Below are 24,523 nucleotides of genomic sequence, written 5' to 3'. Positions count from 1 at the left end.
CTAGCCAGAATGATCCCATGAAATCGGCATTACCCGCGCCGTCGGTGCTCGTCGTCGAGGACGACCCGAACGTCCGCAGCACCCTCGACCAGCTCCTGCGCTTCGAGGGATACCAGGTGCGGGTCGCCGAGGACGGGCAGCAGGCGCTCGAGCTGCTCGAGCTGGAACGTCCCGATCTGGCGGTGGTGGATGTGGTCATGCCGCGGCTGGACGGACTGTCGCTGTGCAGGCTGCTCCGCCGCCGCGGCGACCGGTTGCCGATCCTGGTGCTCACCGCGCGGCACCAGGTCGGCGACCGGGTGGCCGGCCTCGACGCGGGCGCCGACGACTATCTGCCGAAGCCGTTCGACACCGAAGAGTTGTTGGCGCGCATCCGCGCCCTGCTGCGGCGCAGCGCACCCGACACTCCGGCCGACAGCGGGATTCTCGCGGTCGCCGACCTCACCCTGGATCCGGCGACCAGGGAGGTGCATCGGGGCGGGCAGCCGATCGAGTTGACCCGCACCGAGTTCGAGGTGCTCGAGCTGCTGCTCCGCAACGAACGCGTCGTCCTCACCAGAGGCCAGATCTACGAGCACATTTGGGGATACGACTTCGACACCGAATCCCGTTCGCTCGACGTCTATATCGGCTATCTACGCCGAAAGACCGAGCAGCACGGGCAATCTCGGCTGATTCACACGGTGCGCAACGTCGGCTTCACGGTGCGGGCCAAGTGATGCTGCGCACCAAAATTACTGTCGTTGCCGTGACGGCGATCGTCGCCGCGATCCTCGCCACCATGATCAGCTCATACCAGTCGGTGGCCCCGCTGGTCGCGGCCCAGGTCGATCGCGGTCTCACCGATCGGGCCGACACGGTGCTGGCGATCCTCACTGCTGCGGCACCGCTGCCGGTCCGGCCCGACATGACCGAACAGCTGGTGCTCCCCGACGGCACCGTCCAGCCGTTGACGCCGGGACGTCCGCCGATTCCGGTCACCGACGAGGACCGTGCGATCGCCCGCGCCGGTCAGGGCTCGGCCGAGAACAACATCGTCGTCGACGGCGTGACCTACGGGGTCCTCACCAAAGCCCGCCCGAACGGCGGCGCGGTGATGGTCAGCCAGAACTACGCCGAGGTCGAGCGCGTCGACGACGAATTCCTCTGGAGCACAACGTGGGTCACCCTCATCGCGGCCTTGTCCGCGGCACTGTTCAGCTGGCTGATGATCGGCAGGATCCTCCGGCCGATGCGCAGGCTGGCCGCAGCAGCCCGACGGATCAGCGACACCCAGGACCTGACCACGCCACTGCCCCGGTCCGGCACCGATGAGGTCGGCGATCTCACCCACAGCTTCAACACCATGCTTGCGGCGCTGCGCTATTCACGTATGCAACAGCAGCGCCTCGTCCAAGACGCCAGCCACGAACTCCGCACCCCGTTGACCTCGGTCCGCGGCAGTGCCGAACTGCTGCAACGCGCGCGCGGCAAGCTGAGCCCCGAGGACGAGACCAAGGTCTTGGACACGCTGGTCCAGGAAGCCAAGGCGCTGGACGCGTTGGTCGCCGAGCTCGTCGACCTCGCCACCGACCAGCACACCGCCGAACCGGCCGCCGAGGTCGATCTGGTCGAACTGGCCGAGGATCGCGCCCAACGCTTCCGCAGCCGCACCGGCCGCGCCATCACCCTCACCACCGACCATCCGGCCGCGGTAGTCGCACGACCCCAAGCACTGTCCCGGTGCGTCGACAACCTGCTCGACAATGCCGTCAAGTACAGCCCGGCCGAAACCCCGATCCACATCCACGTGCGCAAGACCCGGCTTTCGGTGCGCGACAAGGGATCCGGCATCGATCCTGCCGACCGGAACGCGGTGTTCGACCGCTTCTACCGCGCCGAAACCACCCGCTCCACACCGGGATCCGGGCTCGGGCTGTCCATCGTCCACGACATCATCACCACGCACCACGGCACCGTCTTCGCCGCCGAAAACCCGGACGGCGGTGCCGAAGTGGGCTTCCAGCTGCCGCCGAAGAGCTGAATCCGCCGCGGCCCCACCGTCAATCGTCGGTGCCGAGATACTCGAGCTCGGCTTGGAGCCCCGCGACCTCGGCCGCCAGTTCGGCCCGGAGTTGTTCGCGTTCCAGCAGACTGGCGCGCAGACTGTCGATCGTGTCGTCCATCGCGGCGAGTTTGCGATCCGCGCCGGACAATCGCCACTCGATCACCGCGCGTTGATCCACTTCCTCGTTCGCGAGCATCACCCAGCCGACCACGTAGTCGAGCCACTCTGGCGGTTTCGGCATCTCCTGGGTGTTGTCCCAGCCGCGCCTGGCCGACGGCTTCGGCGACAACACGTGTTCGGTGGTGGGGCCGATCAACTGAACGAGATCGAGTTTTCCGGCGCTGGTGACGACGACGGTGAGGCGATACCGCCCGGCAAGATGCATCCGCAATTCCACGGTGCCGCGGCCATCGATGCCGATGGCGCCGAGCCAGGTGCCGTACGCCGCGTCGATGATTGCCTCGAGCACGCCCGTCTGCCCGACACCGCGGCGCGCCCGCGTCGCGCGCTCCCGAAGGTCTTCGGGCGTGGCGGTCATCTGGTCCCAGTGCATCGCGCCCCGCTTTCTGCACGACCGGTGGCAGGAAATACGTGCCATACGAACATATATGTGCCACCCGCGCACCCGCGGTAGACATGCACGTCGTGCCACGGGTTCGTGCCGAACGCCTCGGATACTGGTACCAGTGCCCCCATTGACGGGGGCACCCGATGTCGCATCAACCCGATACTCTTACTCGGCCTTAATCGAGACGACCGACAGCGGGGGCGCATGTCATACCCACCCGGGCAGCCGAACGATCCGCGAGCTCAGCAGGGCTGGCCACCACAAGACGGGCAGAGCCCCGGCCATCAGCGCACGGACCCGACGCAACTGAACCCGGTGAATCAGGCCGACCCGACGCAGCTCAACCCGCTCAGTCAGGCCGACCCGACCCAGCTCAACCCGGTCAATCAGGCGGATCCGACCCAGCTCAACCCGGTCAATCAGGCGGACCCGACCCAGCTCAACCCGGTCAATCAGGCGGACCCGACCCAGCTCAACCCGTTGAGTCAGCCCGATCCGTCGTACGGCCAGCCCTACCACCCGAACGCGCAGCAGTACCCACCGCAGTACCAGCAGCAGCCCTACCAGCAGGGTCCCGGCCAGCCGTATGCGCAGCCCTACACACCGGGCCCCGGTCAGCCCTACGCGCAGAACCAGCCCTACCAGCAAGGCCAACCGTATGGACAGGGACCGAACGATCCCTACGGACAGCCTTTCCAGGGCGGCCACGGTCAACCGCCCTTTCCGCCGCCACACGGTCCGCACGGACCCGGCTCGGGCGGCGGTGGTGCAGGCAAGAAGGTCCTCGGCATCATCGGCTCGATCCTGGTCGCGTTGCTCGTCATCGGCGGCATCATCGGCTTGAAGGTGATCAAGTCCAACGCCAAGAACCGGGACCAGGAGGCAAGCGTCATCGCTTCCAGCATCCTGAGCCTGCCCTCGGAGCTCGGCACGCCCCCCGGAACCGGGACGAGCTCAGCGCCGAGCACCAGGCGAACCACGACGTCCCCGACCACCACCTCCGCCACGCCGGTGAAGCCGGCCAGCGTCTGGATCGCCGCCACCTACAACGAGGCCACCAACCAAGTCCATTGGGCGCGTAGCTCGATCGGCCAGGAAGTCGCCTCGCTCCAGGCACTGACCGCCTGTGGCGGCGGCTGCCAGGAGCCGGTCTGGTCGAGTGACGGCTGTGTGGCCATGGCCTTCGGCCAGAACAACGGCTGGGGTTCCGCCTGGGGTGCGACGGTCACCGAGGCGCAGAACAAGGCCCAGGCCACGGCTCAGAACAACTGGAACGTGCGCGGCCCGTTCGAGTTCTGGTCGAAGTGCGCTAAGGACTAGCCCACCAACGACCGGCACGGCGTCACCCGCGGCGATGGCCGCGGGTGACGCCGTTATGCGTACCGGGACAAGGCGTTTCGCGCTGTCCAGATCAGGCGATGCACACGGCGGTGCCTGCCGCCAGCGGTGCGTTCGCGTCGAGGTCGACGTTCAGATCCATCACCTTCGGCAGATCGACGCCGCCCCTGGCGGCGACCGCCGCCGCGTTCTCGCCGTCGCCCGCGGTGATCGACGTCTGGCAGTTCGGTTTCGGCGTCGCGTCGGCCGGTGCGCTCACGACGAGCACCGTTGCGCCGGCGAGCACAGCGCCACCCAGGAGGGCGACGATCCGATTGCGGTACATGACAGTTCTCCTTTCCTGGCCATGACCCGGCCGCACGGCCGGTGTCTGCTGCGGGCCGCCACGGGTCCGCTCGGCGAGCGGGCAGCGGACGACCCGGGAAAACGAGCACAATGTGATGCACCTGAAGATCTACCCAAATCCAGCGATCTAATCGCGGTCGGCGAGATCAATCATCGAAGTCCGTCCGCGCCGATCCGGAAACACCGTCGTGACCGGGCGGCGCGACACCTATCGATGTTTCCGTAGGAAGCGATACCACTGCACGACCATATCGATGATCATCGGATCTCCTTTCGTTACCTCGACAGCGAGGTATCCCACGGTCGCGCTGCCGAACTACGTAGCCGGGAAATCGATAGTGCGGACAATCTTGTGCCTCAAGTTTGCCAACTCGACTTCGGGGCATTCGACACGGGCCAGCAATTCCGCTCGATGCGGAATGTTTTCGCGGCGCGTCTTCCGCGATGAGGACGAGCGAAAGTCCAATCGCCGACGGTTCCCCGGAACTGTCGTTATCGTCAGGTACGCAACGTCCGGCACGTCTGAAGGAGGAAGCATGGAGTGGCTCTTGGGTCTGCTCGGCGGTGTGGTCGGCGGCGGCATCGGTGGCGCGAAGAACCCGCTCGGCCCGGTGGTGAACGGTGCGGCCGGCGCGGTCGGCGGCGGCGTCACCGGAGCGATCATTCAGGCTGCGGCCAGCAGCGGTCTCGACTTCGGCCAGATACTTGCCCAGGTCGCGGGCGGCGGCGTTGTCGGCGCTGTGGTGTCCGCGGTGCTCGGCTTCGTCACGAAGGCCAAAGCCGACCAGGCACACTGACCGACCGTCGATCACCCATTCGGCACAGCCGATATCCGGTCGAATCGTCTTTTCGAAGTTGCCCGCAAGCGATAGCCATGTCGACCCTTGTGAGGAGTATTTCGATGACACGTTGGAAGCAATCGGTGTCCGCAACGACGGCGGTGTTCGGCTTCGCCCTCGCACTCTGCGCTGGAGTGTTGCTGAGCCCTTCTGCGTCGGCGCAGCCCGCCGACGCGAATGCCGCGATAGATTCGCATTATCGGGACAAGGGCGGCACATCATCGCCGCTCGGCCAAAAGATCGGCGAGCCATACGAACTCGGCCCGAACGGGGCGGCGCAGGATTACCAGGGCGGCAAGATAATCTATTCGCCGGACACCGGCGCGAAAGTGATGTACGGCGCCATCCTCGACAAATATCTCTCGCTGGGCGGTCCGACCATCGATATCGGTTACCCGACCAATGACGAATCGGACGCGCCGGTTGCGGGCACGGCCCGCTTCAGTGAGTTCTCCGCGAAGGACGGCGCCACCATCGAGTGGAGCCCGCAGCACGGCGCATGGCTGGTCCGCGGTCCGATCCGCACGGCATGGTCGCATCTGCGCGCTACGGACGGCGTGCTCGGCAGCCCGGCCACCGACACCATGGTCGCCGACGGCGTCTACTCCCAGTCCTTCCGCGGCCAGAACGGCACCCCGGTCGAGGTGCGCTGGAGCCAGGACGGCGGCTTTGTCACCAACCCGCCCGACATCGCGAACCAGCTGCGCGGACTGGACGTCTCCGTTCCCGGCGCGGCGCCCGGCTCGGTGGTCGCGGGCAACGCCAGCGAACAGAACTCGACCGCGCAGGGCAATGACTCCGACTCGAACTCGAAATGGTGGGCACTCCCGGTCGGCCTCGTGATCGCCTGCGCCGCAGGCGGACTCGCCGGTCTCATCGGCGGTGGATCCGGCGGCGGACGCACCGCTCCTCGGCAGACCACGCCGGCCGCGACGGGCAGCGCGAGCGCCCGTTCCGCCGCCAACCACGAGACCCTCGGTGGCGCGCACCGGGCCACCCCGAGCGAACTCGGCGGGCGCTCCGGCGGGGCTTGATCGCACCACCGACCAGCTCCGCGACGACCGTGGCCGCGTCCGGCAGTGTGACCGCTTATTGCGCCTCGTACTGCCGGACCAGGCCGCAACTTCACCTGGATACCCCCCACCGCCAGCGCGTTCCGCAGGGTCTTCCGGTCACCGACCGACCCTCGCATGATGGACCGATGATCACCTGTGTTGTCGAGTACGTCATCGATCCGGCGAAGATCGACTCCTTCGAGCGCTTTGCCCGGCGGTGGATGGAGCTGGTCGACCGGCACGGCGGCACGCACCACGGCTACTTCCTGCCGAGCGAGGGCGCCAGCGATAAAGCCATGGCACTCTTCAGCTTTCCGAGCCTGGCCGCCTACGAGCAGTACCGCACCCGCTTCGGCGAGGACCCCGACTTCATCGCCGCCGACCGGATCCGCGACGAGAGTGGCTGCGTCCTGCGCTACGACCGCACCTTCATGCGTCCACTGCTGCCCGATCAGGCAGCACCTTCGCCCGGGCTACCCCACGGCCAGCGTCTTCCATAGGGCGACAGCGTTTTCCGGCGATCCGGCCTCCGGCACGCGCTTCTCGAACGCTGCGCGGGCTACCCGTTCCCGCTGCCGGGAAACCTTGTGCGGCCGCGGTATTCGACAGCCGCCGGAACGCCGACCTCGGGTGCTACCCCGAGGACGGCGCCGTCGTGACTTGGTTGCACCGCGAGCGAGCCAACCAATTCACCGAAATTCGCCTGATCGGCGCTGCTTGCCACACAGTGCGCAGCGCCGATCAGCCCCTCCTCATCGAGATGTGCACGCAGGTCGATAAACCTACTTACCGAAAAGTGCGCACCGTGTTGAATGCCCACTTACCAAAAGGTGCGCACCCCGATAAACACCTACTTACCGAAAGGTGCGTAGCACCGATCGACGCCTACTTACCCCACAGTGCGTACGGCGGAGTATGCGAGTTGTCGAACACGCACTTCCACTCTCGAATGGCATGCTCACGCTGGAACTGCTGCCCCGCATCGACGCACCTGCCGTTGGAGTTGTACCAGCCGATGAACCTCCAACCAGCAAGTTCACCACTCGGGGCCGGTTGGATGTAGCTGCGTGACTCGACCGCATTTGCCGAAGTCGAGATTCCACCGAGCGCCAGGATCGCGAACCCGACCGCCATGACTGCTGCACATCTGCGCATTGTTCTTCCTATCTCACTGAGGGGTAGTCGAACCCAGCTACCGATCGATCAGCGGCTGCTGATGATCGGCCTACCCACACCGGTGGACAGATCGTACGATTCGATGAACATGCGCATGATCGAAAACGCGATTCTTAACATCCGATTAAGGTGAGCGGCACGGCAATTCGCTTCGCTGAGAGCGAAAGTTATTGCCATGCGCAATCGCAAGGGCCGAGTCGTGCTGGCGTCGCCGATCTCGACACCCACCGAGACGGACCACAAACACCGCCGCGCTAGCGGCAGCCCGCGACCCCGAGCAGCGCGGGCACGTCGATGGCATCCGCTTCCTGTTGCGAGCCTTGGTCGTTGGGGTGCACGTTGTCGTTACTCGGCGACAGTCCCTGCGCCCAGCGGTCCGGGTGCGCCGGATCCACGACGGCGGCGTCGAAGTCGAGCACCGAATCGAAAATGCCGCTCTGCCTGATGAAGTCGTTGACTTGCCTGCGGTTGGCCAGGGTGGTCGGCAGCCCGTAGGTGGTGGCCGGGATCTGGGCGCCTTCGGACGGAGTGAGCGTCACCCCAATGATTTTCAGCCCGCTGCGGTGCGCTTTGTCTGCTGACATTGGATAATTCCTTCATCGGGCTACCACTCGGATCAGGAAAGAAAGATGTCGCGCAAAGCCACGCAAACGCTATCAGACACGGCACGATTCACCGTAGCGTGACGTCGAGCACAGTTTCCGCCGGACACTCGAAAGTCCCGGTCAGACAGGCTATTTCAGTACCGGATTCACCAACTATACATTTGACCGAACAATGCGCGACCGTGAAAAATCTGCCGAATTGTTCGCTTTCTCCCTTTGCGCGGCAATCACTTTATGCGGCGGCTACTTCTTCTTGCCTGCGACGAGCTTGACCGCGGTGGTCCCGTGCGCCACCTCGCGCCCACCCTGCCGGAGCGAGGCACGGACACCGGCGGATTCGGCGTCGAACTCCGCGCCGGGCAGGCCCAGGAACGCGCTGCTCACCTGCAGTTTGCTGGACCACGGATGACTCTTGCCATCACAGGCGACGTCCACCGGCGCTTCTGCGGACTGGGCGGACTCCCGCTGATAGAGGAAGAGCCACAGCGATCCGGTCGGTTCGTCTTCGACGGCCGCACATGTCGCGGTGCCGGACACCGCGACGCCATACACATCCTTGCCGGTGACGATCGTCTTCTCATTCGTGATCGTCGCCGTCTTCTGAATGGTCACCGTGCTGGCCGTCGACTCGTCGTCGCCCGTGTCCGCCGCGCCGACCGGTGCCGTACCGACAAGTCCGAGTATTACCGCAGTCACCGCGAAGAGAATTCTGGCGGCACCGAGAGCCGGCCGCATTGTTGTCCAACGCATGGGTTCTCTCCGTTCTGTGATGGAATCCGTCCAACCGGTTGCAGCGCCTTCATCGAGCAATGCATTAACGATATTCGGATATAACCGCTAATTCCGGGATGACCGGCCCCGCGCGTCGAGCAAGCGCACTCGCCGGGCCCATGTGCACGACAGCGGTTGCGTGACCCCCATCACTCGCGCTAGGTTCTGTGCAATGTCACACCGCACTGAGTGACAGTGGCGGCCGGGCGCTTTCCCGGATTCACGCAGCTGGAGGCGCACATGTCCGAAACGACCACATCGGCGGCGAACAAGCCATGGCACGGGGTGCTGGTGGCGACGACCTTGCCGTTCACCGAAGACCTCGCGGTCGACTACGACGCCTACGCCGAGCACGTGCGATGGCTGGCGGCCAACGGCTGCCACGGCGTGAGCCCCAACGGCTCGCTCGGCGAGTACCAGACCCTCGACGACGCGGAGCGGGCCAAGGTGGTGACCACCGCCATCGCGGCCGCACCCGCGGGCTTCACGGTGATGCCCGGCATCGCGGCGTACGGGGCGTTGCAGGCGCGCAAGTGGGCAGAGCAGGCTGCCGACGCGGGCGCGCACGCGGTAATGCTGTTGCCGCCCAACGCCTATCGAGGCGGACGTGACTCCGTCCTCGATCACTACCGCACCGTGGCGCAGGTGGGCCTGCCGATCGTCGCCTACAACAACCCGATCGACACCCGCATCGACCTGACCCCCGATCTTCTTGCCGAATTGCACGGCGAGGGACTGATCGTCGGCGTCAAGGAGTTCACCGGCGATGTCCGGCGGTTCTACGAGATCAAGGAACTCGCACCCGAACTCGACGTGCTCGTCGGCTCCGACGATGTGGTCCTCGAGCTCGGCATCGCAGGCGCGGTCGGCTGGGTGGCCGGCTACCCGAACGCGATCCCCCAGGCCACGATGGAGCTCTACACCGCTGCGGTGAATCGCGATCTGGCCAAGGCGTTGCCGCTGTACCGCGACCTGCATCCGCTGCTGCGCTGGGACTCCAAGACCGAATTCGTGCACGCGATCAAGCTGTCGATGGACCTGGCCGGACGGCAAGGCGGACCATGCCGCCCGCCGCGCGTCCCGCTCGCCGCCGCACTGGTCGACCGCATCACCCTCGCGACGCGCGATGCGCTGGCCAAGGGCTACCGGTAGCCACCGCGCGCGGACCCGCCCGGTGCGCAACCATGACGACGCACCAAGCACATCGGCACGTACGGGAATTGAGGACAACGCGATGACCGAAACCATGGTCGACCCCGGCTCCGACACCACAGCGGACGAGGTCGACTCGGCAGTCGCCGCGGCGGCGGCCGCGGCGAAACCCTGGGCGGCGCTGGCGCGGCCGGACCGAGCGCGGGTGCTCGACGGCATCGCGGACCGGCTCGACGCGCATGCCGCCGAGCTCATCCCGCTCGCCATGCGCGAAACGCGCCTGCCCGAAGCGCGGCTGACCGGCGAGCTGAAGCGCACCAGCTTTCAGTTGCGGCTGTTCGCGCAGACGGTCCGCGACGGCAGATTTCTCGAGGTGCGCATCGACACCGCGGATGCCGAATGGCCGATGGGCGCGCCGCGACCCGACCTGCGCCGGATGAACATCCCGCTTGGCCCGGTCGTCAACTTTGCGGCGAGCAACTTCCCGTTCGCGTTCTCGGTCGCGGGCGGCGACACCGCCTCCGCGCTGGCCGCCGGGTGTCCGGTGCTCGTGAAAGCCAATCCCGGCCACCAGGCACTGTCACGTGCGGTCGGCGATCTCGTCGCCGAGGCGATCGCGGAATGCGGTGCGCCGCAAGGCACTTTCGGCCTGATCTTCGGCAGGGAGGCCGGCGTGCGGGCGCTCACCCATCCTGCGGTCGCGGCCGCGGCGTTCACCGGCTCCACCGCGGGCGGACGCGCGCTCTACGACCTGGCGTGTGCCCGCCCGGTGCCGATCCCCTTCTACGGCGAGCTCGGCTCGATCAATCCGGTGTTCGTGACCGCAGCGGCGGCCGGAGCGCGCGCCGACGAGATCGCCGCAGGACTGCTGACCGCGGTGAGTGCCAGTGCCGGGCAGCTGTGCACCAAGCCAGGGCTGGTTGCGCTGCCCGAGGAGGCGCCGGTGTTCAGCGCGCTCGTCGAGTTGCTTCGCACTCGGCCGGTGCCCACCGGAGAGTTGCTCAACGACGCGATCGCGGCGGGCTTCGCCCAGGCGGTTGATCAGGTGCGTGCGCATCCGGCCGTCGAAGTACTGGCCGGCGGCGCGACGGGCGAGGCGTTGCTCCTCGCCACCACGGCGCGGACCGTGCTCGCCGATCAGGACGGGCTGTTGCGCGAAATGTTCGGCCCGGCAACCCTTCTGGTGAGCTACCAGAACACCGAGGAGTTACTCGAGTTGGCCCGCTCGATGCCGGGACAGCTCACCGTGTCGGTGTTCGGCGACGGCGCCGACGACACCACCCGTTCGCTCGTCGCCGCCGCATCGGACGCGGCGGGCCGGGTGCTCTGGAACAGTTGGCCCACCGGCCTTTCCGTCACCTACGCCCAGCAGCACGGCGGCCCATACCCGGCAACCACCACGCCGACGACGACGTCGGTGGGCACCGCGGCCATCGCGCGTTTTCTGCGCCCGGTGGTGTACCAGTCGGTGCCCTACGATCTGTTGCCGCCCGAGTTGCGGTCGGACAACCCGCTTTCCGTGCCGCGGTCGGTGAACGGGGCACGACCGCAATGACTCTCGACGTGCTGATCATCGGCGGCGGCATGATCGGCTGCGCGCTCGCCGACCGGCTGACGCTCGCCGGTGCGTCAGTACGGGTCTGCGAGGCGGGTGAGCTGGCATCCGGCACCACTGCGCACGGTGAAGGCAACGTACTCGTCTCGGACAAGGGACCCGGTCCGGAGCTGGAACTGGCCATGCTCTCTCGCCGACTATGGCCGGGGATCCTCGACCGCGTCGCCGATCGGCTACCCGACGAGGTCGCCGCGGTCGAATGGGAGCCCAAGGGCGGCATCGTCGTAGCGACCACCGAGGCAGGCGCGGCGACGCTGGCCGAGTTCGCCGACGGTCAGCGGGCGGCCGGGGTGCACTGCGAGGACCTCGACGCGGACCGGCTCGCCGCCGCCGAACCGGCACTGACCCGTGACGTCGTGACGGCCAGGTACTACCCCGACGACGCCCAGGTACAACCGGCGGGGGCGGCGGCCGCATTGATCGGATCCGCGATGGCCGCAGGCGCAATCGTCGAGACCGGCTGCGCCGTCACCGGCCCGATCCTGCACGGCGACAGGCTGATCGGAGTGCACACGACCCGGGGACCGCGGCACGCCGACATCGTGATCAACGCGGCAGGCCCCTGGGCGGGCCCGGTGTCGACGCTGCTCGGCGCCCCGATCGCGGTCAAGCCCCGGCGCGGCGACGTGCTGATCACCGCGCCGATGCCGCCGACCGTTTTCCACAAGGTCTACGACGCGGATTATGTAGGAGCCGTTGGCAGTTCGGACGCCGCACTGCAGTCCTCGGCGGTCGTCGAGTCCACCCGCGGCGGCCCGCTGCTGCTCGGCTCCTCGCGGCGCCAATGCGGGTTCGACGACCGCATCCGCCCGGACAGCATGGCCGCCATCGCCCGCAAAGCCTTGCGGCTCTATCCGATCCTCGCCGATGTCGCGATCATGCGCGCCTACGGCGGTTTCCGCCCCTACGTCGACGACCATCTCCCGGCGATCGGGCCTGACCCCCGCCTGCCAGGCCTCTGGCACGCCACCGGTCACGAGGGTGCAGGCATCGGACTCGCGGTCGGCACCGCCCAGCTCGTCGCCTCCGCGCTCGCGGGACAGCCGGACGAGGTCGACATCGCCGCGTTCGCGATCGACCGGCCCGCCGTCATCGGAGTCGACGCCGGCGAACCAGCCGGAGAGAAGGTATCGCGTTGAGCAACAACCACCTTCGCAATCGCTGCAGGCGAGCACACAATCCGGCACACCTCGTCTGCATCGGCACACAGAAAGGACATCCCGTTGAGCCCCGAACTCATCCCCGCGGACACCGACCCCGTCGGGCGTAGCGACCGGCCGCTGACGATCACCGTCGACGGCGTCACGGTCGCGGGCGTGCACGGCCAGACGCTGGCGTCGGTGCTGTTGGCGGAGGGACGCTCGCAGTGGCGAACCGCAACCACCGGTGGTCCGCGCGGCGTCTTCTGCGGTATCGGTGTGTGTTTCGACTGCGTCGCGACGGTGAACGGCATCCCCGATATTCGGCTGTGCAGGCGTCCGGCCCGTGACGGCGATGCCGTCGCCACGCAGTCCCGAGCGAATCGAGGTGCGCAATGAGTCGGCATGTCGTGATCATCGGCGGTGGACCTGCGGGCACCGCCGCCGCGCAATCGGCGTTGCGGCACGGCGCTACGGTGACCCTGGTCGACTCGAACGAGGCACTGGGTGGTCAGTACAACCGGCGCATCCCAGATGCTTTCGGGGTCAGGCGCCCACTAAGCATCGGGCACGGGTATGCCGAGGCGGCGCGGCGTGCGCGGCTGTTGATCGAACACCCACGGTGCGAGTACCTGCCGTTGGCATCGGTCTATCAGATCGAGCGGCATCTCGACGGTGGTTGTCCCACAGTTCGATTGCTGATCGGCATCGAGGGTGATCAGCGCACGCACCGCGTGGTCCGTGGTGATGCGTTGGTGCTCGCGACTGGCGCCTACGACCGGGTGTGTCCGTTTCCCGGCTGGGATCTGCCCGGCGTCTACACCGCCGGTGCCGCACAGACTCTCGCGAAAACGCAGCGCGTGCTGATCGGGCGGTCCGTGCTGCTCTCCGGCACCGGTCCGTTCCTGTTGCCGGTCGCGCAGTCGCTCGTCGAAGGCGGCGCGCACGTGCAGGCGGTGCTCGAGGCCAATCCCGGTCGCCGGATCCTGCGGCACTGGGCAAGCAGGCCGTGGGAACTGCGCCACAGCGCGGGCAAGGCGGCCGAGTTGATCGAGTATGTCGCTTGCGGTGTGCGGCACCGAATTCCGCTGCGCATGGGCCGCGCCGTGGTCGCCGTGGCAGGTGACGGCAGGGTCGAGCAAGCCACCATCGCCCGGCTCGACGAGAACTGGACGCCGATCCCCGGCAGCGAAAGCACCGTCTCCGCCGACGCGGTCGCGGTCTCGCACGGCTTCACGCCGCAGCACGAACTCGCGGTCGCGGCCGGGACACGCCTCACCGCACACGGCTTCGTCCACGTCGACCATGCTCAGCAGACCACTGCCGAGAATGTTTGGGCCGCAGGGGAGATCACCGGCATCGGCGGCGCCCAGGTCGCCGCCATCGAGGGCGCCGTCGCGGGAGTGGCCGCGGCAGGCGCCGACCCCGCCGCGGACCGGGCGCTGCGTGCACGCCACCGCACCGCCGAGCAATTCGTGGCCAGACTCGCTGCCGCACACCCGATCCGGCCCGGCGTGCTCGGCTGGTCCCGGCCCGAGACCGTGTTGTGCCGATGCGAGGGCACCACCCGGGACGACCTGACGACCGCCTGGGCGCGGGCCGCCGGAGACTCCTACCGACCGGCCAAGCTGGCCACCCGCGCGGGCCTCGGTCCCTGCCAGGGGCGTATGTGCGCGACGAACATCGAGGCGCTCCGCATTGGCGTGTCCGCCGACTCGCATCCGGTCCAAGATGCACCGCCTGCCGCCTGCCAGGAAGGCGCGCCAGGTGCCCGAAATCCGCGGTCACCCATGACAACCGCTCCCCCACGCGCGACATCGCCCATGCCGCCCGATCTCGCCGCAGCCACCCCTGCCTGCCAGGAAGGCGCGCGAGGTTCCCGAAATCCGCAGTCACCCATGACAACTGCTCCCCCACGCGCGACATCGCCAATGCCGTCCGGCCTCGCCGCTGCCACCCCGGCCTGGCGACCGCTCGCCGCACCGATCCGCCTGCGCGAACTCGCCGATCTCGACCACGAAGGACAGTCCTGATGCACAGCAGCATGATCATCTCCGCGATCGACACGCACACCGAGGGGATGCCGACCCGGGTGATCACCGGCGGCATCGGCACGGTCCCCGGCACCACGATGGCCGAACGCCGGACCCACTTCATCGAGCACCTCGACGGACTGCGCAAGCTCCTCGTCAACGAACCACGCGGCCACGCGGCGATGAGCGGCGCGATCCTGCAGCCTGCCACCACCGATGACGGGCATTACGGTGTGCTGTTCATCGAAGTCAGTGGGCTGCTTCCGATGTGCGGCCACGGCACCATCGGCGTCGCCACCGCGCTCGTCGAGGCGGGCATGGTCCCGGTCATCGAGCCCGTCACCGAGATCCGGCTGGACACCCCGGCCGGACGCGTCGTCGCCTCGGTCGCCGTCAGCAACGGCCACGCCGACGCGGTGACCCTGCGCAACGTGCCCGCCTACTGCGACAGCCTCGACAACGACATCGAGGTCCCCGGTCTCGGCACGGTGCGCTACGACATGGCCTACGGCGGAAACTTCTATGCCATCGTCGATCTCGCCACCCTCGACCTGCCATTCGACCGTGCCGAGAAGGACCGGATCCTCGCGTCCGGCCTGCGCATCATGCAGGCGATCAACGACTTCCGTCGCCCCGTGCATCCCGAGGACAAGCAGATCGCCGGGTGCAAGCACGTGCTGTTCCTTGACCCGGCCTCCGAGCCCGCGCACACGCGCCACGCGATGGCCATACACCCCGGCTGGTTCGACCGGTCGCCCTGCGGCACCGGCACTTCCGCACTGCTGGCCCGCCAGCATGCCCGCGGGCTGCTCTCCGAAGACCAAGTGCTGCGCAACGATTCGTTCATCGGCACCACCTTCCACGCGCGCGCCGTCGACACCACCACGGTGGGCGCCGCCCCCGCGATCGTGCCTGCCATCACCGGCCGCGCCTGGCTGACCGGCACCGCCAACTACCTGCTCGACCCGACGGACCCCTTCCCCGAAGGATTCGTCTTCTAAGACAAGCGATTTCACCCTCCGACCACCATCTTTGTTTTCCGCACCACCTGAAAGGCAACGACAATGGCTGTCGTAACCCGCCGCCCCCGTCCCCCCATGACCAGACGTGGGGTGATGCGCCGAATGCCGGTGACCGTCGCCGACACCGGCGACTTCAAGAAGAGCATGGGGCTGTGGCAGCTGGTCGCGCTGAGCCTCGGCGGGTTGGTCGGCGCCGGAGTGTTCTCGCTGGCCGGCGTGGTGGCGAACGAGGTGTCCGGCCCTGCCGTCCTCGTCTCGTTCCTGATCGCGATCATCGCCTCCGGCGCCGCAGGCCTCTGCTACGCCGAATTCGCGGGCATGGTTCCGAAAGCCGGTTCGGCCTACACCTATTCGTATGTGGCGCTCGGCGAAATCGTCGGCTTCATGATCGGCTGGGACCTGCTGCTCGAGTACACCGCGATCGTCTCGGTCGTCGCCATCGCCGTCTCCGGATACCTGAACTACATCACCCACTACCTCGGCTTCGACCTGCCAACCTGGGCGCTCGGCGCACCAGGCACCGGCTCCGGCCACAAAGTCGACCTGTTCGCGGTCCTGCTCTGCCTGCTGCTCGCGTTCCTGCTGTCCCGCGGCACCCGCGAATCCGCCCGCGTGCAAACCGGACTCGTCGCTCTGAAGATGGTGATCGTCGCGGTGGTCGTCATCGCGGGCGCCTTCCACATCAAAGCGGGCAACTACACGCCGTTCTTCCCCTTCGGTGTCGGCAGCGCGGTCTCCGGCGCGGCGCTGGCCTTCTTCGCCGTCTACGGCTACGACGCGATGAGCGCGGCCGCGGAGGAGTCCAAGGACGGAAAACGACTGCTGCCCAAGGCAATCCTGATCAGCCTCGGCATCGCCTCGGTCGTCTACCTGCTGGTCTGCCTCGTCATCGTCGGCATGGTCAATTACACCGACATCAACGTGAGTTCGCCGTTCTCCAGCGCGTTCGACTCCGTCGGGCTGGGCATCCTCGGCCTGGTCATCGCGGTCGGCGCGGTGGTCGGCGTGACCACATCCGCGTTCGCCAACATGCTCGCCGTCACCCGCGTCGGCTTCGCCATGAGCCGCGACGGACTGCTGCCGTCCTACTTCGGCAAGAGCAGCCCGACCCGCAAGGTGCCGACCAGGGTGATCTGGCCGGTCGGCATCGTGTCCGCGCTCATCGCCGGGTTCCTGCCGATCCGGGAGGCCGCCGAGCTCACCAACGTCGGCATCCTGATGGCGTTCATCGTCGTCGCGGTCGGCGTGCTGCGGCTGCGCCGGACACGCCCGGACGCGGATCGCGCATTCCGCACCCCGTTGGTGCCGCTGGTCCCGCTGGTCGGCATCGGCTTCTCGATCTGGCTGATCAGCCACCTCGACTGGGTCACCTGGGTGCGGTTCCTCGTCTGGCTCGCCCTCGGCTTGGCACTGTACTGGGGTTTCGGCTACCGGAACTCGAAGCTGAACACCTCGGAGAGCTAACTATGCTGGTAGCCCCGGGCCCGCCCACAGGAGAAACGCGGAGCGCATTGATGATTGAGCGGTTGGATACGGTCAAGCGACAGACCTTGCGTGATCATGTCTCCGACGCGCTGCGTGCCGCGATCATCTCCGGTGAGCTCGAGCCCGGGGCGCTCTACTCGGCGCCATGGTTGTCCGAACGGTTCGGGGTCTCCGCGACGCCGGTGCGCGAGGCGATGCTCGATCTGGTCAAGCAGGGCCTGGTGACGTCGGTGCCGAACAAAGGCTTCCGTGTCACCGAGACCTCCGACGAGGACCTCGATGCGATCGCCAAGATCCGCATGCTGCTCGAGCCGCCGAGCGTCCGCGCGATCATCGACCTCATCCCGGCGACCGACCTCCCCGGGCTTCGGGCACAAGCCGACAAGATCGTCGAGGCCGCCAAGCGCGGCGACCTCGTCGAATACGTCGACGCCGACCAGCGCTTCCACCTCATGCTGCTCGAATACTGCCGCAACCCGCGCCTGTCCCAGATCGTCAGCGACCTGCGCGCCCAAACCCGCCTCTTCGGCCTGGCCGCCCTGGTCGCCCGCGGGGAACTCGAACAGTCAGCCCAAGAGCACCACACCATCATCGACCTCATCGAGCACAACCAGGGCGAGGAACTGGAACTCTTCCTGCGCAAGCACATCGGCCACGTCCGCGGCATCTGGGCCGCCGGAAACACCCCAGACCACCACATCCCCTAAACCGCGCGGCGCATCCCGGTATGTGGGAGTGGCTGGGTGATTTCGTGCCGAGTGGGAACTGGTGGCGGGGGCTTCTCGGGCGATGCCGCCACCAGTTCCCGGTGATCAGTTGACCAACTGGTGACGAGGGCGGTTGCTGGGTAGGTTTCGGGTTAGCTGCTCGCTGTTCGGAGCTCATGGCGGGGACGGCTAGGGTTGGGGGTCTATGGCTATCAGCGCGACACTGCACACCTTTGCCGTTCACCTGGCTGACGTTGATCGTGGGGTCTACGAGGAGTTGGAGTTGCGGGTGGCGCGGCATCCTTCCGAGACCGACGAGTTCATGGTGACTCGGCTGCTGGCGTACTGCCTAGAGTACGAGGAAGGGATCACGTTCAGCGAGGGTGGTGTGTCCGCGACCGATGAGCCAGCCGTGCTGGTGCGCGATCTGACCGGACAGATCACCGCGTGGATCGAGGTCGGCGCGCCGGACGCGGAGCGGGTGCACCGCGGCAGCAAGTTGGCGGGGCGAGCCGCCATCTATACCCATCGCGACCCGGTGAAGGTCCTTGCCCAGTTGGCAGGCAAGCGAATTCACCGCGCCGAGGACATCCCGCTCTACAGTTTCGACCGCGACTTCATCGCCGCTGCGGTCGCCGTCCTCGAACGCCGCAATACCGCAACACTTTCCATCACCGAGCGCGCCCTCTACCTCGACCTCAACGGCACCACCCTCAGCACGCCGATCGAAGAGCACCACCTCGTCTGAATTCGCCTCAGCCGAACTTCCATTCGACGTATCGACGGTCGTACCATCGGGACTGTTCGGCCATCATGACGAGATGCGGGGCGTCTTTGTCGACGCCGAGACAGAGGATGCGGAGGTCGGACGGAGTTTGGTACCGGACCGTTGCCCCTTGACTCCCTGCGTCCAGCTGCAGGAACCACACTTGTCTGAGTTCAGGCCTAGGCACGGGTCGGTATTCGTGCACACGGAACTTTCCGGGGAGTGCTCCGCCTCCGTGCCGTGGCGGAGGCAGTTACCGAGGCCGCTGCGGAGCAGTGCCCAATTCGTTGAACCCGCTGCGGCAGGAATGCGAGTCCATTGCTGGTTGGGCGGTACATTCCCGGCGCCGTCGAACGCACACTCCTGCGCGTTCGGATAGTTCTCGACGCCCCGGTCGGTCAAGCACTGGCTGGTATACACATTGCGCAGATAACCGCTGCCTTGGTTGATCTCGGCGGCGGAAGTGCTGGTAGCGCCGAGCGTCATAGCTGCGGCGGCCGCGAGGACGATCAGGTGCGCGATACCTGTCTTCACTGTGCTGCTCCTTCGAAAGATGTACTGCTCGCTCGCAATACAGCTTCCGGCTACGGAGTTTCACCAGTGCTTCAGCTGTGTCTCAACGCATTCGGCCCACTAATGCACCCAGAAGTCGGCGAACTGTTTGGCCCAGGTTCTCGCCAAGGCGATCTGGGCGTCGGTGATGTTGGTGCCAGGGCCAGGGTCGTTCATCACGTTGTTCAGCTCGGTGCTGTGCGATCCACTGCCGGTGATCAGGTGGCCGATCTCGTGGGCGATGGTGGCGAACCGGTCGGACGCGCCTGCGGAGATCCCGATGCAACTGCTTCCGACCAGCGCCTCGCCGATCTGGGGTGCGTCCGGCGGTGCGATGCGGTGCATGAAGATCACCTTCACGACCGGCTTGTCCTTGATGTGCTGCGGATGGTCGTTGAGCGTGGCGTTGTTCGCCCGCAGTGTCGCGTTGGTGACCACGCCAGGCGCAGGCCCCGGCGCGGCGTGCTCGTTGTCGGTCTTGATATCGATGTAGTTGACGAGGCGGAACCTGATGCCCGCCTTACCCCAGATGCTGTCCGGTGATACCCAACCCAAGTGCGTATACAGGCCCTCGTTGTCCGGCACCGGCCAGTGATCCCAGGCGCGCTCGGCGAACTGGAGCTCGCCGGTGCCGCCGTCGGTGCTCTTGAGGTTGGTGGTTGGGCTCATGATCGGCACCTGATCCCACAGCGCCATCTGACTCGCCGCCGAAATCTGCTGCACGGGAATGGCATCGGAGAAAAAGCGGGCTACCTCGATCGGTACCAGCAGCACGTCCGGATCCAGTGCGATGCGCGCTTTCTCGGCGGTATTGGCGGCAAAGCCCTTGCGCCCGTGCACAAGTAGCTTCACGTCGACCGGCCGATAGCCGACCCGGATGCGTGCCTGCAGCCGCACATCGGCCCCGGTGGCTCCGCTGAAGGTACCGACGGTCGTCGGCCACGCGTTCGCGCCCTCGCTCAGCGATCCCGCCCGGATCGGCCGCAGCCCCGCCTCGGCTTCGCCGTTGCTCACCGACAGTTCGACGTCGCCGTTGGTGAACCGCCAGCCGTTGCCGATGCGGACTATCTCCTGCGGCACCGTCACGTTGTTCGGTTGCGCGGGGACGCTGATCAGCTTCGTGCCGACCTCGATCCGCGGGTTGTCGGTGTCGACGAGGGTGATGCCGTTCTCGACCTTCTTCGTGCCCTCGACCACCAGCGCCAACGTCTGGACCGGCGGTTGCGGCGCATCGAGGGGCTTCAGCACAGTCTGAAAACTCACGTTCTGCTCGGCATAGCGGTTATTGAAACCTTCCAGCACCGCACCTTCGAGCACCCCGAAATCGACGTCCTCGATCCGACGCGGTGACGGCTCGCCCGGCGAGTGTTCGTAGTTGAACACGATTACATCGAGGAAAACCGGACGCCGCAGCATCCGGCTTTCCAATAGTTTCAGCAACCCGGCAGACAATGCCGGATATGGGGTGAATTCAGCATTGCCGAGAAAGTCGCGGAGCACGGGTTCCGGAATACTGAAATCCACGCCGACTGCGTCCAGTGCACGGATCAGGGCTGCGGGTTCGGTGTTATCAGGCATGGTGATCGTTCTTCGGTCGATTGTTCCGGCGCTGGGTCGGCTGTTTCCGATCGTCGCAGGTTGATATCGATACTTCGCGAGTACTCAGCTACCTATCTCTGACCCGGCCTGCTACTCGCTACACTGTGACGTGCATTGCAAACTAAATGCACTGTGACCTGCACAGCAACTGTTGCGCTACGCCATTCGGCTCGATTAGCCTCCGCTTTATCCAGTACCGGCGGTTACGTTTAAACGAACGTAGGAGAAGCTCATGGCGCCCCCCACTCGCTCGGCGGTGCGCGACGCGCTGCGCAAGCACGGGTGGATCGGCGTCGTGATCGTGGTGGTCCTCGTCGCAGTGAGCGTCGTGGTGCTCAAGCTGCCCGACACCGCATTGGTCGACACGGCAGACCGCCCACCGCCGCTCCCGGCCAGTGCCGAGCTCCCGCGCAGCGTCATCGAGTACCGGCTGACAAGCGACTCACCCACTGCCACAGCACAAATCAGCTACCTCGGCGGATCCCTCGGCGTCAGCGAGGTGCAAGCACCGCTACCGTGGTCCATCCGTCTCCCCCCGTCGACGATCGCACCGGCGGGCATCACCGCCGAGGTCGATGCCGACTCCGTCACCTGCACGATCCTCGTCGACGGGCAGGTACGCGACACTCGGACCACCACCGGTGCCCGAGCCGCGGTGAGCTGCAACGTGATCGCGACATGACCCCGACCACGCGCGCGCCCGGCCGCTTCGCCGAGTTCCTCCGCCGCTACGCCGTCCTGGTCGTGGTCGCCTGGGTCGGCCTCGCCGGAGTGCTCAACCTGGTCATTCCGCAGGTGGAAACCGTGGTGGCGCGCCAGGCGCAGCCGTTCCTGCCGACGAACGCCGAGTCCGCGGTCGCACTGACCACCATGGGCGAGCGGTTCCACGAATCCGACACCAACAACGTCTCTTTCGTCTTCTTGGAGGCCGATCACGTCCTCGGCCAACGGGATCGGGACTACTACAACGCGCTCCTGCGCACACTCACCGCGGATAAGGACAACGTCCAATCGGCGATGGATCTCTGGTCGGACCCGATGACCGGTGTGGTGAACCAGAGTGCCGACGGCAAGGCCGCCTACGTGATGTTGCGCCTCGCGGGCTACATGGGCACGGTCAAAGCGAACGACGCCATCGACGCTGTCCGGCATATCGTCGACACCAGTACCAAGCCACCAGGTTTGACGGTTTACGTGACCGGACCCGGTGCGGCCGTCTCCGATGAGCTGACCGCCGCCGAACGCGGGATGGTCGCGCTGTCCGTCGCCGCAGGCGTTTTGATCGGCCTCGTGCTCCTCGTCGTCTACCGCTCGCCGCTGCTTGCCGGCGTCCCGTTGGCGGGCATCGGCATGGCACTTGCCGTGGCGCGGCCGCTCATCGCGCTGGTCGGCGAGCTGAAACTCTCCCCGGTATCGAGCTTTTCGGTGATGCTCGGATCCGCACTCATCCTCGGCGCAGGCGCCGACTATGCGATCTTCTTCATCGGCCGCTACCACGAGGGCCGTCGCAAGGGTGTTGCGCCCGCTGCGGCCTACCACGCCGCCTACCGTGGCATCGGCCCGATTGTCACCGCATCCGCCCTCACCATCGCTGGCGCCTGCGCCTGCATGAGCCTTGCCCAGTTGAGCCTGTTCAAGAGCGCCGGAATTCCCTGTGCCATCGCCATTCTGGTGGCGCTCGCCGCAGCGATGACACTCGTGCCCGCACTCATGAGCATCGGCGCTTCGGTCGGCCTGCTCGAGCCGAGGGCCGTCACCGAACACAACATCACGCGCACGTGGCGACGCATCGGCACCAGGACAGTGCGCTGGCCGGGCCCCATTCTCGCGGCGGGGCTCGCCACGCTGATCGTCTGCGGGCTCCTGCTACCCGGCATGATCACCGGGTACGACGAACGCGGCGTGCAACCCGCCGACACCCCGAGCAACCTCGGCTACGCCGCGGCCGAACGGCACTTCCCGTCGAACCGTCTCTCCCCCGATTTCGTGCTGATCGAAGCCAACCACGACCTGCGCAACCCTGCGGACATGCTCGCGATCGAAAGGGTGGCGAGGAAGCTCGCCGACGAGCCGGGCATCGACCTCGTCCAAGGCATCACCCGCCCGCTCGGCACCCTGCTTCCGCAGACCTCCCTGACCTACCAGGCCGGGTACATCGGCGACCGGATCGCGCAGAACAAGTCCATTCTGACCTCACGGGTCAACGACCTCGACGCGTTGACCAAGGGCATCGACACGATGATGGGCGCGGCGAACACGCTGCGCAGCACCCTGCAGCGCGGCATCGCCAGCCTCGACAGCGCCTCGAACGGCGCCGTCCAGTTGCAAACCGGCGTCACCCAGCTCCGAGACAGCGTCGACCAGGTCACCTCGACCGCACAGCCGCTGCGGCAGGCCGTCGCCGACAATCCGAACTGCGCCGCGGATCCGCTGTGCACGGCCACCAAGACGGTCATCGACAAGGTCGACAGCTCGCCGATCGCGACGATGGTCCAGAGCATCGGACCCGTCTCGAACGGTTCGGACACCATGGCGGACGCGCTCGGCGGCCTCAGCACCTCACTGCCGCAAGCACTGTCGAGCCTCGACCAGCTCACCGGCATGCTGACCCAGCTGCGCGGCATCGCCGCCGCGTTGACCGGCACCGCGGGTGCGCTGGTGCCGCAGATCAGCGATATCACCGACTTCCTGCAGGCACTCGGGCGCAACTTCAGTGGCAGCGACAGCGGCATCTTCTACATGCCGCCCCAAGCCTTCAGCGATTCCCGATTCACCAGGGCGCTCTCGCTGCTCATGTCGGCCGACGGCAAGAGCACGCGGATGCTGGTGTACGGCAGTGGTGAGAGTTTCGGCATACCGGGCATGGAACGTGCCGCTGCGGCAAAGCAATTGGCCGAACAAGCGTTGAAGGGCACCACACTCGACGGCAGTGTCGTCTCGGTCGGCGGCGTCGGCTCCTCGATGAAAGACGTACGCGCCCTTGCCGATCACGACTTCGCCCTGGTCGCGGTGGTCGCGCTCGCGTTCGTCTTCCTGATCATTCTCGTTGTGCTGCGCAGTCTCGTCGCCGCCGCGCTGGTGATCGGCACGGTCCTGCTCGCCTACGCCACCGCGCTCGGCCTCGGCGTCCTGCTCTGGCAGCATCTGCTCGGCATCGAATTGCACTGGATGGTCGCGCCGTTGGCGTTCATCACCCTGGTCGCGGTCGGCGCCGACTACAACTTACTGCTCACCGCGCGCTTCAAAGAGGAAGCCAGGGCCGGGCTCAACACCGGCATCATCCGCGCCCTCGCAGGCACCGGCAGCGTCGTCACCACCGCGGGCGTCGTCTTCGGCCTCACCATGCTGTCCCTGCTGACCAGCAAGCTGACCAACATCGCCCAGGTGGGTTCGGTCGTCGGCATCGGCCTGCTGGTGGACACCTTCCTCGTGCGCTCCTTCATCATCCCCGCGGCCGCGGCCAAGCTCGGCACCCTCATGTGGTGGCCCATCAAGCCCGCCGATCTGATCATGCCGCGCGCCGAACGCCTTCGCCCCCACTCGAATCCGGCACCCACACCGCCGATGCTCTTCCGTCCGATCTGGTGCCAGCCGCTGCTGGCCGCAGGCGCGTCTCTGCTCTTCCCGCGCCGCCTGTTCCCGCGCCGAGCCGCCCCCGCGCACTAGCCGGCGGCTCGAAACGCTCGTCGCCGCCGATGAGTTTCCGACC

23 protein-coding genes are annotated in these 24,523 nt (G+C 66.8%); 17 read left to right on the top strand and 6 right to left on the bottom strand.

Features of this window, described 5'->3' with window-relative positions:
• The first annotated feature begins 17 nt into the window (after window positions 1-17).
• Complete coding sequence (locus tag NA11_RS32165) at window positions 18-719, top strand: response regulator transcription factor (RefSeq protein ID WP_069165808.1); 702 nt, start codon at window positions 18-20, stop codon at window positions 717-719.
• A gap of 29 nt (window positions 720-748) precedes the next feature.
• On the top strand, window positions 749-2,023 hold the full coding sequence (locus tag NA11_RS32160; RefSeq protein WP_167837776.1) for a HAMP domain-containing sensor histidine kinase: 1,275 nt from the start codon (window positions 749-751) through the stop codon (window positions 2,021-2,023).
• A 19-nt stretch (window positions 2,024-2,042) separates the two neighbouring features.
• On the opposite strand, the gene NA11_RS32155 is transcribed toward NA11_RS32160, so the two are convergent.
• The gene (locus NA11_RS32155; RefSeq protein WP_141717953.1) at window positions 2,043-2,585 is read right to left on the bottom strand and encodes a hypothetical protein; all 543 of its coding nucleotides are present in this window, start codon (window positions 2,583-2,585) and stop codon (window positions 2,043-2,045) included.
• A gap of 234 nt (window positions 2,586-2,819) precedes the next feature.
• On the opposite strand from NA11_RS32155, the gene NA11_RS32150 reads away from it, so the two are divergent.
• Window positions 2,820-3,935 (top strand): DUF4189 domain-containing protein, encoded by a 1,116-nt coding sequence (locus NA11_RS32150; RefSeq protein WP_141717952.1) that lies wholly within the window; start codon window positions 2,820-2,822, stop codon window positions 3,933-3,935.
• 91 nt (window positions 3,936-4,026) lie between these two features.
• On the opposite strand, the gene NA11_RS32145 is transcribed toward NA11_RS32150, so the two are convergent.
• On the bottom strand, window positions 4,027-4,278 hold the full coding sequence (locus tag NA11_RS32145; RefSeq protein WP_069165804.1) for a hypothetical protein: 252 nt from the start codon (window positions 4,276-4,278) through the stop codon (window positions 4,027-4,029).
• Between the two features lie 556 nt (window positions 4,279-4,834).
• Here NA11_RS32145 and NA11_RS32140 point away from each other — a divergent pair.
• The 3 genes from NA11_RS32140 to NA11_RS32130 all read left to right on the top strand — a co-directional run bounded on the left by NA11_RS32140 (window position 4,835) and on the right by NA11_RS32130 (window position 6,692).
• On the top strand, window positions 4,835-5,095 hold the full coding sequence (locus NA11_RS32140) for a hypothetical protein (RefSeq protein WP_069165803.1): 261 nt from the start codon (window positions 4,835-4,837) through the stop codon (window positions 5,093-5,095).
• A gap of 104 nt (window positions 5,096-5,199) precedes the next feature.
• On the top strand, window positions 5,200-6,171 hold the full coding sequence (locus tag NA11_RS32135; protein ID WP_167837775.1) for an LGFP repeat-containing protein: 972 nt from the start codon (window positions 5,200-5,202) through the stop codon (window positions 6,169-6,171).
• Between the two features lie 167 nt (window positions 6,172-6,338).
• Window positions 6,339-6,692 (top strand): NIPSNAP family protein, encoded by a 354-nt coding sequence (locus NA11_RS32130; protein ID WP_069165801.1) that lies wholly within the window; start codon window positions 6,339-6,341, stop codon window positions 6,690-6,692.
• Between the two features lie 930 nt (window positions 6,693-7,622).
• On the opposite strand, the gene NA11_RS32120 is transcribed toward NA11_RS32130, so the two are convergent.
• Window positions 7,623-7,952 (bottom strand): SGNH/GDSL hydrolase family protein, encoded by a 330-nt coding sequence (locus NA11_RS32120; RefSeq protein ID WP_069165799.1) that lies wholly within the window; start codon window positions 7,950-7,952, stop codon window positions 7,623-7,625.
• 264 nt (window positions 7,953-8,216) lie between these two features.
• The gene (locus NA11_RS32115) at window positions 8,217-8,669 is read right to left on the bottom strand and encodes a hypothetical protein (protein WP_141717951.1); all 453 of its coding nucleotides are present in this window, start codon (window positions 8,667-8,669) and stop codon (window positions 8,217-8,219) included.
• 315 nt (window positions 8,670-8,984) lie between these two features.
• Here NA11_RS32115 and NA11_RS32110 point away from each other — a divergent pair, with 315 nt between their 5' ends.
• The 9 genes from NA11_RS32110 to NA11_RS32070 all read left to right on the top strand — a co-directional run bounded on the left by NA11_RS32110 (window position 8,985) and on the right by NA11_RS32070 (window position 18,645).
• Window positions 8,985-9,896, top strand: a complete 912-nt coding sequence (locus NA11_RS32110; protein ID WP_069165822.1) for a dihydrodipicolinate synthase family protein — start codon at window positions 8,985-8,987, stop codon at window positions 9,894-9,896.
• Window positions 9,897-9,978: 82 nt separating this feature from the next.
• A complete protein-coding gene (locus tag NA11_RS32105; protein WP_218023418.1) occupies window positions 9,979-11,451 on the top strand; it encodes an aldehyde dehydrogenase (NADP(+)) in 1,473 nt (490 codons plus the stop codon).
• Window positions 11,448-12,650, top strand: a complete 1,203-nt coding sequence (locus tag NA11_RS32100; RefSeq protein WP_069165797.1) for an NAD(P)/FAD-dependent oxidoreductase — start codon at window positions 11,448-11,450, stop codon at window positions 12,648-12,650. The genes NA11_RS32105 and NA11_RS32100 overlap by 4 nt, the downstream gene beginning before the upstream one ends.
• A gap of 84 nt (window positions 12,651-12,734) precedes the next feature.
• Complete coding sequence (locus tag NA11_RS32095; RefSeq protein ID WP_069165796.1) at window positions 12,735-13,049, top strand: (2Fe-2S)-binding protein; 315 nt, start codon at window positions 12,735-12,737, stop codon at window positions 13,047-13,049.
• A complete protein-coding gene (locus tag NA11_RS32090) occupies window positions 13,046-14,683 on the top strand; it encodes an NAD(P)/FAD-dependent oxidoreductase (RefSeq protein WP_069165795.1) in 1,638 nt (545 codons plus the stop codon). The genes NA11_RS32095 and NA11_RS32090 overlap by 4 nt, the downstream gene beginning before the upstream one ends.
• Window positions 14,683-15,684, top strand: coding sequence for a proline racemase family protein (locus NA11_RS32085; protein ID WP_069165794.1), 1,002 nt, complete (start codon window positions 14,683-14,685; stop codon window positions 15,682-15,684). Before NA11_RS32090 ends, NA11_RS32085 begins: the two co-directional genes overlap by 1 nt.
• Window positions 15,685-15,780: 96 nt before the next feature.
• Complete coding sequence (locus NA11_RS32080) at window positions 15,781-17,169, top strand: amino acid permease (RefSeq protein ID WP_245746318.1); 1,389 nt, start codon at window positions 15,781-15,783, stop codon at window positions 17,167-17,169.
• 50 nt (window positions 17,170-17,219) lie between these two features.
• Window positions 17,220-17,897 (top strand): GntR family transcriptional regulator, encoded by a 678-nt coding sequence (locus NA11_RS32075; RefSeq protein WP_069165820.1) that lies wholly within the window; start codon window positions 17,220-17,222, stop codon window positions 17,895-17,897.
• Between the two features lie 205 nt (window positions 17,898-18,102).
• Window positions 18,103-18,645, top strand: coding sequence for a YaeQ family protein (locus NA11_RS32070; RefSeq protein WP_069165792.1), 543 nt, complete (start codon window positions 18,103-18,105; stop codon window positions 18,643-18,645).
• Window positions 18,646-18,708: 63 nt separating this feature from the next.
• Here the strand turns inward: NA11_RS32070 and NA11_RS45125 are convergent, their stop codons facing one another.
• Together NA11_RS45125 and NA11_RS32065 are read right to left on the bottom strand one after the other, a co-directional pair.
• Window positions 18,709-19,197 carry a hypothetical protein gene (locus NA11_RS45125; protein ID WP_141717950.1) on the bottom strand — a complete coding sequence of 163 codons (489 nt, stop codon included), beginning with the start codon at window positions 19,195-19,197 and terminating at the stop codon, window positions 18,709-18,711.
• A gap of 99 nt (window positions 19,198-19,296) precedes the next feature.
• On the bottom strand, window positions 19,297-20,793 hold the full coding sequence (locus tag NA11_RS32065) for a hypothetical protein (RefSeq protein WP_069165791.1): 1,497 nt from the start codon (window positions 20,791-20,793) through the stop codon (window positions 19,297-19,299).
• 253 nt (window positions 20,794-21,046) lie between these two features.
• Here NA11_RS32065 and NA11_RS32060 point away from each other — a divergent pair, with 253 nt between their 5' ends.
• Window positions 21,047-21,496: an MmpS family transport accessory protein gene (locus NA11_RS32060; protein WP_069165790.1), complete on the top strand. Its 450-nt coding sequence runs from the start codon at window positions 21,047-21,049 to the stop codon at window positions 21,494-21,496.
• A complete protein-coding gene (locus tag NA11_RS32055) occupies window positions 21,493-24,480 on the top strand; it encodes an MMPL/RND family transporter (RefSeq protein ID WP_069165789.1) in 2,988 nt (995 codons plus the stop codon). The genes NA11_RS32060 and NA11_RS32055 overlap by 4 nt, the downstream gene beginning before the upstream one ends.
• Window positions 24,481-24,523 lie beyond the last annotated feature (43 nt).

Source organism: Nocardia altamirensis NBRC 108246 (assembly GCF_001612685.1).
Classification (GTDB): domain Bacteria; phylum Actinomycetota; class Actinomycetes; order Mycobacteriales; family Mycobacteriaceae; genus Nocardia; species Nocardia altamirensis.
Note: the sequence above shows the minus strand (reverse complement) of the source record. Positions and strands in the feature narration are given on the sequence as shown.